This window comes from Candidatus Nitrotoga sp. BS (assembly GCF_927797785.1).
GTDB lineage: Bacteria > Pseudomonadota > Gammaproteobacteria > Burkholderiales > Gallionellaceae > Nitrotoga.
On record NZ_CAKMLL010000044.1, the window covers coordinates 1 to 13,043 of the forward strand.

Genomic DNA, 13,043 nt, shown 5'->3' on the forward strand with positions numbered 1-13,043 from the left:
GTGACAACATAACGGAGTGCATTATTTCAGGTCTCCTATTGACAACGCCACCAAATATTTGGTTAATCCGGGTTTCCTGTGGGTAGCTGAAGCCGGAAACAGGTCAAGGCCGCCGCAATAGAAGTAGATGGTGATCTTGAAATGGTCTCAATTCCTGAACCCGCAGGCACGTTTTTGTATCGTTGCAATTTTGGAGTTTAATCTCTCCGCCACGGCGTTGGTGACGCGATGCTTGAAATAGGTCAATACATTCGGCAAATGTCGGGCGATCAGCTTCGCCGCCTCAATCATGGCTGGCAGGCGGCTGTGCGTCGCCCAGTAATACCAGCGCTGCCAGAAGCGCTTGGCCCAGCCCGTGCTGTGATAGCACCACCGTTCCCGCAACGATTCTTTCAGCACCCAAGCACGCGCCGTCTTCAAGTTGCCCCGCCTGATCGCATTGAACCGTTCTGCTGCTGCCGCAGGCATGTTTTCAGCGCTATACAGCCACAGGTACTTGCTGCGTGCCAGGGTATCGTTACATTACGACATTAGCGCCTTGTGCTCATCTTTACGCACCCGGTCAACAGCCTTGCCGACATGCTGCATGATGTGGAACCGGTCGAACACCCTCTTTTGTTCGGCATCCGGCACATTGCTCAGGCAGCTATTGATGAAAGCCGGCCACATGTCGAGGCTGATCGCCTCGATCCCGGCACAGCGCTTGGCGCAGAATCTGTGCAGCTCGCTTGACGTTGGCAGCCAGCAGCACGTTTATCGCCAGCGCCTCAAACAGGTGGGTGAAACGGCTCCCCGATTCCGCCCATGGCAAGTGTACCTGCTTTACCCCATGCCCGGGACACGATACCCTTGGCCGGGCGGCGTGCAGGTAGGTCAGAAACTGGCAGTTGTCCAAGTGCCGCTAAACCCGCTCGCCCAGGTGGTCATACACCGCAAGTGCCTGACCACAGTCCGGGCACGCAAAACGCGTCCCGCTCGGGCGCTCAACGTAAACGTCAACCTGCTGCCGCTCCATCTCCAGATCGACTCGTCCCACCGTCCAGGGCTCGTTCATACCAAGCAGGCACCGATACAGTTCTTTGCTTTCCAGTGCGCATCTCCTTTGCAAGACTTGCGCAGTAGATTACCTTTAGCCCACACAAAAGTCTGATGGACCAAATAGTAAAATAGCGCGTCAAAGTTGTTCCCAGCTCTGATGAACGATTGCGCCTATTTTGGTCGCCAGCTGCGTTGGCCTTTGTTTCGCCTAAACTCTCGTGAAATGGTCGACTTGTCCACGCCCACCTTTTGGGCAATCCGCGCTCGATTCAAACCAGCTTGGTTCAATCCGTATATCTGCTATCGTTGCCCGCTTAATAGCTACTCGTATTTCTTCATCTGTACCCCTCTTACTTGGTCGTTCAAGGGCTCGATATTAACGCAGCTGCTGCCTAAACTCTCTTTCAAAAGTTGCACTTCAGAGTTGAGTCCTCCTATCCATTTCAAAGTGTCCGCCGCTTGGATTTAGATCGGGCATTAAGCTTATTCAAGGTAAACACAAGGGGACCTTTCTATTTGGGAGAAAGAGGGCATTACTACGATGCGCTGAGAGTCTGATATCTCTATCTGTAAAAAGATCATTCGATTAAGTGATTTTTAATTGCATAACGAACTGCTTCGGCATTGTTCTTTAGTTTCATTTTTTCCAATAATCGTGCGCGGTAAACGCTGACGGTTTTCGCACTAAGCGACAGAGTCTCCGCCATTTCGCTTAGACTCTTGCCAGATGCCATCAGGCACAGCGTCTGGTATTCGCGGTTGGAGAGGGTTTGGTGAAGCAACTCCTGATATCCCTGTGACAGTCCATTGGCTAACTCTTCTGCCAGTTCATTGCTAATATATTTTTTGCCGCAGGCGACCTGGCGTATAGCCGTGACCAGCTGCGTCGGAGCGCTTTGCTTGCTGAGATAGCCAGCTGCCCCAGCCTTCAAAGAACGCAATGCATATTGACTTTCCTCATGCATACTTAATATTAGCACTGGTAATTGCGGTTTATTGAGCTTGAGTTGTTTGAGCACATCAATGCCATGTTTATCAGGCATACTGATGTCTAGCAACACCAAATCGTAAGTATTGCCCTGCACCATTTTAATAGCTTGCATGCCATTCTCAGCTTCTCCGGTTACGCGTATATCCTCGGTATCATTGAGAATTTGCTTCATGCCTTTGCGGATCAGTGCGTGATCATCTGCTACTAATATATTAATCATCGTTGATTTTGATAGTGTTCATCACAACGGCTTTTGCTGTGGCTGCGGCAAAACAAAGCCGCCAACGGCTGTTAGCTTAGATTGATGCGGGATACATGCCTTAATTGTAGTTCCTAATTCCGGCGTGCCCATGATATGCACATTGCCGCCGAAATAGGCGACGCGCTCCTTAATGCCGCGCAGGCCGAAAGAGCGCGGTTTGATGCGGTCGGATTCAGTAAAGCCGCGTCCATTGTCGCTAACAATCATTTCGATGCAGGAATTTTGATTATTTAGATCTACGTTTACTTTGCTGGCATGTGCGTGTTTCATGATATTGGTGAGCGTTTCTTGAAGGATACGGAACAACGCGATGGCGATATCCGGATCTAAAGTGATATCTTCATCCGGGTGGTTAAATACGCAAGAAATGCCAGTACGCTGCTCAAATTCATCTACTTCAATTTCCATCGCTGCGATGATTCCGAAGCAGTCCAGTGTGCTTGGCCGCAGAGAATGAGAGATGTCATTTGCGGCAGCGGTACACTTGTCAACCAAACATTCAACATCCTTAATTTTTGCAATCAGTTCAGGTGCTGCTTTGCTCAGGCGTCCACCCAGCCAAGAGATATTGAGCTTAATGGCGGTAAGAGTGCTTCCCAAGTCGTCATGTACCTCTCGCGCAATGTTAAGGCGCTCATGTTCACGTACGAGCTGGACGTGAGAGGATAGTTCACGCAATTGTTCCTGCGAATATTTTATTTCGATTTCCGCCTGCTTACTTTGGCTGATGTTGGACATAATTCCTTCCCACTGTATTTCGCCATGTAATGTTTTTCGAGGGCTGCAACGTAGATTAATCCACTTAATCTCGCCTGCTGGCAATATCACGATACGCCCTTCCCAGTTCCAGAAGGAAAGATTATCTGCTGAAGTGCGCATGGTTTGCTCATAGGAGATACGGTCATCCGGGTGCAGCATATTCATGAATAAGTGAGGATGTTTTTCTAAATCCTGTGGATTTACGTCGAGAAGCGCTTTGCTGCCATCGCTGATATACGGAAAGGAAATGTCGCCGTCATGTTTGAGTAATACTTGATAGGCCATTCCCGGCAGGTTAGTAATAAAGGCTTGCAAGCGCGCCTGATTTTCTTGAAGGGCGATTTGCGCTTGACGGTGCTCGCAGCGAATACGTGCCGCGCGCAAATTATGCGCTATTGAAGGAGCGAGCCTATTTAAGCTCCCCTTAAAGATGTAATCGTTCGCACCAGATTGCATGGTATGAATGATGGTTTCTTCATGTAAGTCATGCGACAAGAATAGAAAAGGAAGATCCACATCTTTCGATTGCATCAGTTGAAGAGCGGCAAGTCCACAGAATCCAGATGGATCATAGCTGCATAGCACTACATCCCACTTGTCCTCAACCAAGGCAGCATGCATATCAGGCGCATTATCTACTCGTCGATGTTTAACCACATAACCGCTCTGCACCAGTTTTGCGAGCGTGCGCAAAGCCTCCTCCGGCGAAGTTTCTACTAATAAGACACGAAGTTTATTGGCAACCATATTTCTATTTGTTACTTCATAAAGTTGAGACTATATTTTAATAATACAGGAGCTCGTAATTTCTCAGTTAAACTGACATATATATTCATATAGTTATAGTCGTCTCCCTGTTCTAATTACAATACAAGCCGGAGAAACAATCCACATCTCCGAATCCTTTATAAAAATGGCTTGCCCTCTTATTTGGCCTGACTTTATTGTTAGCACATATGTTTCAATGATCTGTGCTAACAAGCTCACCAGGTTATATATTTTAAAAAATATTAAAGTTTTGCTATGGTCTGTCGATAACGAGAACGTAAGCATGAGTTTGTCCCCTTGCAAATTCAAGCAAGCAATTGTAATACATATAGTGACCGTTTATTTCAATGGTCTGTGCTGCTAGATAGGCCAAGTTAGATATATCTTAAAAAAAATTAAAGTTTCGCCATGGCCTGTCGATAATAGAATTCTAAGCTTGAATTTGCTCCCCTTCAGATTCAAGCTTACATGGAATCCTCCACTTGCAACCTGATACGGGCAAGGGGAGGTTTGCCTGTCCCTGTAGGAAATCTTCTTACAAAGAGATCGGAAGTCTTCTGATTTTTTTCTGTTCGTTCGTGTAGCAATATGCAACTGTCGAAATGACAGCTTTGTTAACTTGCAAGGGGACGAATCATGAATACAGATCAACTTCATCAAGAAATTAAAGAAGCCAATCTTTCTTATATGCTGCTCGCACGGCAAATGATCCAGGAAGACAAGGCGGCAGCCATTTTTCGTCTTGGAATTAACCAAGAGATGGCTGAACTTATTGCGGGGTTAAGCTCAGCTCAACTACTTAAAATGGCGGCATCCAATATGTTGTTATGTCGCTTTCGCTTTGATGAAAAACTTCTACTCAATATGATCACTGATTACAACAAGAACAGGTTGATGTCACAAGCGCATGCAACGATTCTGATGACCGGACAGCCTGCAGAGGCTTTAGCCGCTTGATTTAAAAAATATTACTAGCGGAGATTGTCATGCGAAACAAGAGTGTGGTCACTGAAGCTTACCAAATCCAGATTGCCGTGGATTTAATCAATCTAGGAGCTCGTTTGCAATTGCTGCAGGAAGAAACTGCTTTAAGTCGCGAACGTTTGCTTAAGCTATACAAGGAGGTCAAGGGTGTTTCGCCGTCCAAGGGTATGCTGCCCTACTCAACTGACTGGTTCATGAGCTGGTCGCCTAACATCCATTCTTCCCTGTTTATGGACATTCATCAGTATCTGCTAAAGAATACCAGCTTAACGGGCGTCGAGGCACTAATTAAAAGTTATTGTTTATATCTTGAGCAAATCAATGCTAGCGACGATGATCCGATATTGAGTGTTACACGTGCATGGTTTCTAGTACGGTTCTTTGATGCCAAGATGTTGCAGCTGACAGACTGCACCGAATGTGGTGGTAATTTCATAGCGCATGCCAATGGACTATATGTCGGATATGTGTGCGGCATTTGTCGTCCCCCCTCTCGTGCCGGGAAGACAAAAAAGAATACCACAACATCAAGTTTGTTGGCATTAAGCGTGGCGAATTAAAGTTCTATTATCGGGTGCCGTTACCACACGAAAGGCTACGTGGAATAATCATGATAATGTTTACGCTGTTCGGTTGTGTCAATGTACGAAATAATGTTTATTTATCCAGCTTCTTTCCGACGTTTTTCCAGAAACTGTTTCCAGCTTGCTACGAGAAATCTCATTGCGCGCAATTCAAGGGGGCTGAGCCATGTTGGTAATTGTCGGATATGTAATCATTATATTTTCAGTGTTCGGTGGCTATGCATTGGCGGGCGGGCACTTGCTTTCCCTGTTTCAGCCAATTGAGTTGCTAATGATAGCAGGTGCTGGCTCGGGTGCCTTTTTAGTGGGTAATAGCGGCAAAGCAATCAAGGCCACTATGAAAGCATTGCCCAGTGTATTTAAAGGCGCTAAATATACTAAAGATCACTACATGGAACTAATGGCACTGCTCTATGAGTTGCTTGGCAAAATTCGCAAGGAGGGATTAATGGCCATTGAAAACGACATAGAGAATGCAGCGGAAAGTCCTCTCTTTGCCAAGTATCCTAAAATAATGGCGGATCATCATATAATTGAATTTATGTCAGATTACCTACGAATCATGTTGAGCGGCAACCTGAATGCGATGGAAATCGAGAACCTGATGGATGTAGAAATTGAAACTCACCACCATGAGGCAATGGTACCGTCGCATGTTCTCGCCAAGTTTGGTGACGCCCTACCAGCGTTCGGTATAGTGGCAGCGGTTATGGGGGTTGTACATACCATGGGGTCTGTCGGGCTACCACCCGCCGAACTGGGTGTACTGATCGGTGCAGCACTAGTCGGCACCTTTTTGGGCATCCTGTTGGCTTATGGCTTCGTCGGTCCCTTAGCGTCTTTGCTGGAACAAAAAGCTGAGGAGTCGAGCAAAATGTTCCAGACAGTCAAGGTGACAATGCTGGCAAATCTGAATGGCTACGCCCCTGCGATGGCGGTAGAGTTTGGACGCAAAGTACTCAACTCTACCGAACGTCCCGGTTTCACTGAGCTGGAAGAGCACGTCAAACAAAAGCGCTGAATAGAAAATTCACATTGAGAGAGCTGCATCATGGCGAGTGATGATAAAAGACTCATAGTAGTCAAGCGTATCAAGAAAGTAGCTGGTGGGCATCATGGCGGCGCATGGAAAATCGCCTATGCTGACTTCGTTACTGCAATGATGGCATTTTTCCTGTTGATGTGGTTGTTGGGTTCGACTACCAAAGGTGACTTGAAAGGTATTGCAGATTATTTTAGTACGCCTCTCAAGGTTTCACTGTTGGGCGGATCTGGTAGCGGCGATAGCTCCAGCCTGATTAAGGGTGGAGGTAAAGATTTGACGCGCAGTGAAGGCCAAGTGAAGCAGGGGGAGCTTCCGACTGAAAAGAGGACAGTCAATCTGAAGGTGGCAACTGAAGAAGCCTTGCGTATTGAAAGACTCAAAGAATTGGACAAGCTCAAGATGCTGAAGTCTAGCTTGGAAAAAGCGATCGACGCTGACCCCAAGTTGCAACAATTCAAGAAACAGATTCTGCTTGACATTACCTCTGAAGGCCTGCGCATCCAAATTGTGGATGAGGAAAACCGTCCCATGTTTAAAAGCGGGAGTGCAAGACTCGAATCCTATACCATAAAAATTCTGCGCGAAATTGGCAAAATGCTGAATCAAGTACCGAATAAGGTGAGCTTATCGGGACATACAGATGCTCGGCCATATGCTTTTGGAGAAATGGGCTACAGCAATTGGGATCTGTCGGCTGATCGTGCCAATGCCTCGCGTCGTGAGTTGATTGCGGGTGGGATGGAGGAGGAGAAAATGGTACGAGTGGTGGGACTGTCTTCTGCTGTGCTGTTCGATGGGAAAAATCCATTCAATCCGATTAACCGTCGCATCAACATTATTGTGATGAACAAAGTGACAGAAGAGTCTGTGCGCACTGATGGAGGTACAGTCGAAGTGGAAACTGAAAGTGGGCCGCCTGCCCAACAGCTTATAAAGAGTAATATTGAGAGTAACAACACGCATCAATAAACGTTATGCCTTTGAATAAAACGGCACTAACTTAATAAAAAATATTTAATCATAGTTTTACTAGGTTTATTAATGCTTCGTCGCGTTATTCTGCAAGTGTCGAGTCCATGACCCATAACGCACAAGGAGCAGCCGCCATAAATTGGTGCAAGAAACGAGATCTCGCCGAACAGACACAGTAGTTGCGTGCACGATTTATTCAATCGGTGAGCACAGTATCAGGTATTTATACACACATCATAGTTGCCGGGGTGCTGTAGCTTGAGTGGTTGAAAAATGACGCTCGTGGATGGCACGATGGTAAATGCCCGACACGACGGACAACCAAGCGAGTTCTCCCAAAAATCCATCCTGATTAGTTACATGCCTCAGCTGCCCGAATGGCAGCTTCAGGGCATGGGGTTATAATCGCCGCAGCGCGAACGAGGCGCTGCGGGAAGCAAAGCTGGAAGCACAGCGTCGGAAGGCTGCTCTTGAGAAAGCAGCGCGCGTTTTGGCGGAACAAGAAGAAGCAAAACGGGAAGCGCGGCTGCGGGCCATAGGTCGTCAGCTCAATGAGTCAGCCTCTCGGTGCAAAGAGGCCTCGACTGCCGCCGCTCGCTCATACTCCACGCTACCGTATTCGTTGAGCACGGCACGTCGGGCCAGGGGCTATGGGGGCGAACCCACTCGAACGCCGAACTCGTCCAGTATGCTGAGGCGTGGGCGCGGAAAATTCAGTTCAACACACCTGTTGATACAGTCCGAGAAGTGGCGAAGCGGCCGCACGCCGATCTCATGGTGACGGTGTCTATCCGAAGTGACGGATCCGTGGAGTCAGTGACTTTTGTTATCTCACGCGGCGTGGCGGAAGTCGATGAAGCAATACGGCGCATCGTGCAAAGCCATGTGCACTACCAAGCGTTTCCGCCGAACCTAGCATTTCTATACAGCCATCCGGTTGGACTGATTGCTCTGTATTTATCGATCTTCACATAGGAAAAATAGGTTTAAAAATAGTGTCAGACTCGAATGGCACTAACTTAAAGCGTTTCAGCATAACTAAAATAATATTTTAAGTCAGTATTGACGCGCGTTAAAAATATTCTAACTTTTCTAAACAACCTTAACTTAGTGCCATTCTAGCCTGACCCATTTGTAGTTTGCAAAGGCACCAAAACGCTGCACAAAATGTTCGGGCAAAGTGCTTCTCCAAAACCTTAATAGTTAGTTTGTAGAGTTTAAATTATGTACTAAGTTAAAATAGTATTCATCCCGAACAGAAGCTATCTTTTTGCAAAACCTTTCTATCATAGTCGATTCAATGAGCAATAAAGGAAAGTTCCGATGACCCGAAAACTTACGACAAATGAAATTTATTAGATTTACTGCCAATGCTTTTATCAGCTTCCCATAATTATTCATATAGGGACATAATCCACTGATTTTTACTGTAGAAAAAAACGGCCTTTTGATCTCTTTGGCTTTTTGTCTATAAATGCAGATGACTTCTTGTTTATTGAGTTTCGCAGGACTCGATGCCTTAAATAAACGCTCAGCATTAATGCAGGAGATAAAACTTAACCCATTTAATCTAAACAATAATTCTGCTTTAGCAATAAACTTACCTATTACAAAAAAACTTGTATAGCAATCTTTAATCAAATCAAGCACTTTAATGGGCAATTCATGTTCTAATATCATGCTATCAATTTGAAGTCTCGTAATATCCTCTCCAAATACATCATTCTCCCAACTGTAACCTTTTGTATAAATTACGTAAGGCGAAACTTTCATTAAACCTAGGTAATGATCTAAATCTCTATCGCACGCTACGACAGTATTTCTGATTTCACCGCTCAATACTTTATCTATGATCACTTGTGCAGAAGTTTTTGATCCAACAGCCCTGAAGTGTACTTTTTTACTTAAATTGTGAGCTTTGAAAACGCCACTCCAGAATTTTATATCTACTGAACTCTTATTATATTTTCCTAGTTCAACTTCAGAAATGCTATATGAATTGATCCCTCCCTCAGTATAAACAGTGAGATCAGCGTTATAGAACAAATGAAGATTTGATATTCCAGAATTGGTACGCATAAAAGACATTAAAACATGCACTCCATGTCAAATATTTTATTTACAAACGTACTGACAACATCTGGGGAATGAGTGGCAAAGATAATTTGCGAGTTTGGGTTTATTGATCGCAAATTATCAACCAAACTCTCCTGCCATCGAACATGCAAAGAAAGTTCTGGCTCATCTGCTATATATACCCATGACTGCTTTTCCTGGAGCAGAGCTTCGCCCAAAACGATTAGTAATTGCTTCTCCCCAGACGACAATCTATGAATTGGAAGATTTTTCCCTGATTGGGTTGTCACTTGAAGTTCATTTTGAGCATTTATTGAAAATGTCTTTCTTTGCATCATCGAATTAATAATTTGAAGGAAGGTATCTCTTGGCTCAAAAATTTCTTTTCTTTTTTCTATCGACCTCTCCCATTCTTCGACTATGTAATCAATTCGTTCTGTCCCTATTAAAACGGAAATGTCAGCGGTATTTAGCATTCCAGGCTTATCGGATGAAAGCTTTTCTTTTGCTTTGCCTAGCGCATCAAAATGAGTGTCTAATTTACTTTTAAAGTCTTTGGTGGCGACTTTGAATTGATTAAAAATAACTTCAAGGGCTTTCTTCTCATCATCTAAATTTATTTTTTTTGCCGTTGAAAAGAACGGTTTACTCCCTTTTCGAAACAGCATAGACAGAAAGACTTCTTTTTGAAAGTTTTCAAATTGCTCTGAACCCTTTTTCCCAAGCGTAGAAAAGTACCTAACCAATCTATTTGATAACTCTTTCAATTTCCTATCTACGCTTGAGGCGTAATCATCTTCATCAAAATTCTCCATGCTGGCACAAACACTCGCTCTATTAACCGAAAGCCAGCTTACGTTAACCATTTTGTTCAGTGAAATATTGATGTTCTGACTTTTTCTTCGGAGAAGTTCCCTCTCCAACATATGTCGTGGGTATTTTCTAATCATCATTTGCTCTTCGTAATCATCCAATGAAAGAGTTACAGGCTTATCACTAGAAGACTCTTTTATTTCATAAACGATTTGCGAAAAAGGTAATTCTTTAACAGGAAGCTTTGTAATAGTAATCGATGGCTTCTTTTTACTACTCTTAGACTTAAGTTTAATAGTTATCTTGGTAAAGTCAGACCTATCTAGTTCAGAAAAATTGGCTGTTAGTGCCGCAACAATAATATTTACAGCGGTAGTCTTACCTGATCCATTTATGCCAATAATAAAATTGACATCGTCATTGAATTTAAATTCGAGAGTGCGCTCGCCCCAAAACTCATCTACTTTTACGCTTTCAATATAGTTCATTCTAATCTCGCTATATAATCAATGCAGGGATAATAAGGTAAAGCAGACAACCTAAAACGCGCCGACAAAGGCTCCTTCGAGGTGTATAAACTGGCATCTGTCTCTCAATGCATTTTTTAATGCAGAGCGAATTTATTACACTCCTAATTTTCCGGATAAAAGCACCATGATAAAACCTTCATAATCACTTGACCAAGTCAGCGAGTAGCTACGTATAAAGCATTACAGTATACGCACTGAAAAAAACTTAAGTGGACTGGATTAAACGCTCTGTTTCTTCATCGTAACGTATCTTACATCCCTCTGGCTTGAGCTGAATTCCTTGTCGCAAAGCGAATGTTAAATTTTACCTTTATTCATGAAGAATCCCGAACGGATTACCTGCCCAAACCTGCTACCGCTCAATCAACATGGCATCGCCATAACTGAAAAAACGGTATTGCCGTTCCACCGCATGGCTATAGGCGGCGAGCATTGCTTCCATGCCACCGAAAGCGCATACCAGCATCAGCAAGGTCGATTTGGGTAAATGGAAATTAGTCAGCAAAACATCCGCCACATTAAACTGGTAACCCGGCGTAATGAAAATACTGGTTTCACCCTCTCCGGCACGTAACTTGCCTATTTGCGCTGCGCTTTCCAGCGCACGTAAACTGGTAGTGCCCACTGCGATCACCCGTCCGCCCCGCGCCCGGGTCTGCAAAATGGCATCCACTGTTGCCTGTGGAATGGCATAACGTTCGCTGTGCATCACATGATCACGCACATTATCCGCACGCACTGGCTGAAAAGTACCGGCACCGACATGTAAAGTTAAATAAGCGAGTTGCGTGCCTTGGGCACGTAAGGCAGCGAGCATTGCGTCATCGAAATGTAGCCCTGCCGTGGGCGCGGCTACCGAACCGGGCTGACATGCGTATACCGTCTGATATCGTTCTTCGTCTTCGGCATTAGCTGCATGGGTGATATAGGGTGGTAACGGCAACTGTCCGTATTGTTCCAGCAATACCGATACACTTTCTGTGCTGTCGAAACGCAAGTTGAAGAATTCTCGCTCGCGTCCCAGCACTGTAACGGGGAGATGATCATCTGCCAGTAACAACCGGCTACCCGGCTTGGGTGCATGGCTGGCGCGTATCTGGGCCAGTGCATGATGTTCATCGAGAATGCGTTCGATCAATACCTCAATTTTGCCGCCGCTTTCTTTAACGCCGGGCAGGCGCGCTTTCAGCACGCGCGCGTCGTTCAATACCAGTAAATCCTGTTCGCGCACCAGGGTTGGCAGATTGGCAAACATGGAATCCACCCTGCCCCCCCCGCTTAAACACAACAAGCGACTGGCATTGCGTTGTTCGGGTGGGTGTTGCGCGATCAGGTGCTCGGGGAGTGCGAAGTTAAATTCGTCGGTGAACATCAAATGGTTTGTAACGATTAGAACGCTTCGTCATCGCGCAAGTAGCGCCACTGTCCGGTGGGCAAATCGCCCAGTTTGATTTTGCCGATACGCACGCGTTTTAGCCCGGTAACTTTAAGCCCTACCAGCTCACACATGCGGCGAATCTGGCGTTTTTTGCCTTCGCGCAGTATGAAACGCAATTGATCGTCATTGAGCCAGCTTACTTTGGCGGGCTTAAGCATGTCGCCGTCCAGTTTGAGGCCGTGGTTCAACATGGACAGGCCGTTAGCTGAAATTTTTCCCTGCACACGCACCAGATATTCCTTATCGAGTTCGGAAATTTCGCCTACAAGTTGTTTGGCGATGCGACCATCCTGAGTAAATACCAGTAAACCCTGCGAATCAATATCCAGCCGGCCCGCAGGCGCGATGCCTTTCAAATGCATCGGGTGAAAAGTCAGCGGTGCTTTATCGCTGGCAAAGCGGGTTGAAGCATTAATCAGGGACGCTGCGGGTTTGTGGTTGTCTTCTGCCTGCCCGGAGACAAGCCCAACTGGCTTGTTAAGCAATATTGTTACGCGCGTTTGCTGTTGTGTTTGGGCGGCACGATTCAGTGTAATGCGCTGGGTCGGATCAATTCTCGTGCCCAACTCGGTTACCGGCTTGCCGTCCACCAACACCCACCCGCGTTCAATATAGCTGTCTGCCTCCCGGCGGGAACACAAGCCCTGTTCAGACATCAGTTTGGAGAGACGTATTTTTTCCATAGTTTTTCTAATAAAGCCTAATGCAGTCGCAGCGATACTTACTGGTAGCTAGTGTAGTGCGCCATTCTGTTTGGAACTTAATCGACTGTTGGCACGAATG

Annotated in this window: 12 protein-coding genes and 2 pseudogenes; 4 read left to right on the plus strand and 10 right to left on the minus strand. The window is 45.6% G+C overall.

Annotated elements, in window-relative coordinates; all coding sequences use genetic code 11:
- Window positions 1-147: 147 nt before the first annotated feature.
- The 6 genes and pseudogenes from MJ769_RS04520 to MJ769_RS04540 form a co-directional block, all read right to left on the minus strand.
- Window positions 148-669: pseudogene (locus tag MJ769_RS04520) on the minus strand (transposase).
- Window positions 647-895: a helix-turn-helix domain-containing protein gene (locus MJ769_RS04525; RefSeq protein WP_445083066.1), complete on the minus strand. Its 249-nt coding sequence runs from the start codon at window positions 893-895 to the stop codon at window positions 647-649. Before MJ769_RS04525 ends, MJ769_RS04520 begins: the two are co-directional and overlap by 23 nt.
- A gap of 6 nt (window positions 896-901) precedes the next feature.
- Entirely contained in the window at window positions 902-1,108 is a 207-nt protein-coding gene (locus MJ769_RS04530; RefSeq protein ID WP_239234669.1) for a hypothetical protein, read from the minus strand.
- A 104-nt stretch (window positions 1,109-1,212) separates the two neighbouring features.
- Window positions 1,213-1,335: pseudogene (locus MJ769_RS14685) on the minus strand (helix-turn-helix domain-containing protein); the annotation flags it as partial.
- Between the two features lie 281 nt (window positions 1,336-1,616).
- A complete protein-coding gene (locus MJ769_RS04535) occupies window positions 1,617-2,249 on the minus strand; it encodes a response regulator (RefSeq protein ID WP_239234671.1) in 633 nt (210 codons plus the stop codon).
- A gap of 21 nt (window positions 2,250-2,270) precedes the next feature.
- Window positions 2,271-3,797 carry a hybrid sensor histidine kinase/response regulator gene (locus MJ769_RS04540; protein WP_239234673.1) on the minus strand — a complete coding sequence of 509 codons (1,527 nt, stop codon included), beginning with the start codon at window positions 3,795-3,797 and terminating at the stop codon, window positions 2,271-2,273.
- 657 nt (window positions 3,798-4,454) lie between these two features.
- Between MJ769_RS04540 and flhD the strand changes: the two genes are divergently transcribed.
- The 4 genes from flhD to motB all read left to right on the plus strand — a co-directional run bounded on the left by flhD (window position 4,455) and on the right by motB (window position 7,400).
- On the plus strand, window positions 4,455-4,775 hold the full coding sequence (gene flhD / locus MJ769_RS04545; RefSeq protein WP_239234674.1) for a flagellar transcriptional regulator FlhD: 321 nt from the start codon (window positions 4,455-4,457) through the stop codon (window positions 4,773-4,775).
- A 29-nt stretch (window positions 4,776-4,804) separates the two neighbouring features.
- Window positions 4,805-5,362, plus strand: coding sequence for a flagellar transcriptional regulator FlhC (flhC, locus tag MJ769_RS04550; protein WP_239234676.1), 558 nt, complete (start codon window positions 4,805-4,807; stop codon window positions 5,360-5,362).
- A gap of 190 nt (window positions 5,363-5,552) precedes the next feature.
- The gene (gene motA / locus MJ769_RS04555) at window positions 5,553-6,407 is read left to right on the plus strand and encodes a flagellar motor stator protein MotA (RefSeq protein ID WP_239234677.1); all 855 of its coding nucleotides are present in this window, start codon (window positions 5,553-5,555) and stop codon (window positions 6,405-6,407) included.
- A gap of 30 nt (window positions 6,408-6,437) precedes the next feature.
- A complete protein-coding gene (gene motB / locus MJ769_RS04560) occupies window positions 6,438-7,400 on the plus strand; it encodes a flagellar motor protein MotB (RefSeq protein WP_239234679.1) in 963 nt (320 codons plus the stop codon).
- A gap of 1,206 nt (window positions 7,401-8,606) precedes the next feature.
- Here motB and MJ769_RS04565 read toward each other — a convergent pair.
- The 4 genes from MJ769_RS04565 to MJ769_RS04580 form a co-directional block, all read right to left on the minus strand.
- Complete coding sequence (locus MJ769_RS04565; RefSeq protein WP_239234681.1) at window positions 8,607-9,491, minus strand: DUF4435 domain-containing protein; 885 nt, start codon at window positions 9,489-9,491, stop codon at window positions 8,607-8,609.
- The gene (locus MJ769_RS04570; RefSeq protein ID WP_239234683.1) at window positions 9,491-10,780 is read right to left on the minus strand and encodes an AAA family ATPase; all 1,290 of its coding nucleotides are present in this window, start codon (window positions 10,778-10,780) and stop codon (window positions 9,491-9,493) included. The genes MJ769_RS04565 and MJ769_RS04570 overlap by 1 nt, the downstream gene beginning before the upstream one ends.
- Window positions 10,781-11,174: 394 nt before the next feature.
- Window positions 11,175-12,194, minus strand: coding sequence for a tRNA preQ1(34) S-adenosylmethionine ribosyltransferase-isomerase QueA (queA, locus tag MJ769_RS04575; RefSeq protein ID WP_239234685.1), 1,020 nt, complete (start codon window positions 12,192-12,194; stop codon window positions 11,175-11,177).
- A 17-nt stretch (window positions 12,195-12,211) separates the two neighbouring features.
- Window positions 12,212-12,943 (minus strand): pseudouridine synthase, encoded by a 732-nt coding sequence (locus tag MJ769_RS04580; protein WP_239234687.1) that lies wholly within the window; start codon window positions 12,941-12,943, stop codon window positions 12,212-12,214.
- Window positions 12,944-13,043: the final 100 nt, after the last annotated feature.

Excerpts from the sequence above, each read along its gene's own strand:
- MJ769_RS04535 (WP_239234671.1), bottom strand. The coding sequence starts at position 2,249 with ATGATTAATATATTAGTAGCAGATGATCACGCACTGATCCGCAAAGGC.
- MJ769_RS04540 (WP_239234673.1), bottom strand. The coding sequence starts at position 3,797 with ATGGTTGCCAATAAACTTCGTGTCTTATTAGTAGAAACTTCGCCGGAG.
- flhD (WP_239234674.1), top strand. The coding sequence starts at position 4,455 with ATGAATACAGATCAACTTCATCAAGAAATTAAAGAAGCCAATCTTTCT.
- flhC (WP_239234676.1), top strand. The coding sequence starts at position 4,805 with ATGCGAAACAAGAGTGTGGTCACTGAAGCTTACCAAATCCAGATTGCC.
- motA (WP_239234677.1), top strand. The coding sequence starts at position 5,553 with ATGTTGGTAATTGTCGGATATGTAATCATTATATTTTCAGTGTTCGGT.
- motB (WP_239234679.1), top strand. The coding sequence starts at position 6,438 with ATGGCGAGTGATGATAAAAGACTCATAGTAGTCAAGCGTATCAAGAAA.
- MJ769_RS04565 (WP_239234681.1), bottom strand. The coding sequence starts at position 9,491 with ATGTCTTTTATGCGTACCAATTCTGGAATATCAAATCTTCATTTGTTC.
- MJ769_RS04570 (WP_239234683.1), bottom strand. The coding sequence starts at position 10,780 with ATGAACTATATTGAAAGCGTAAAAGTAGATGAGTTTTGGGGCGAGCGC.
- queA (WP_239234685.1), bottom strand. The coding sequence starts at position 12,194 with ATGTTCACCGACGAATTTAACTTCGCACTCCCCGAGCACCTGATCGCG.
- MJ769_RS04580 (WP_239234687.1), bottom strand. The coding sequence starts at position 12,943 with ATGGAAAAAATACGTCTCTCCAAACTGATGTCTGAACAGGGCTTGTGT.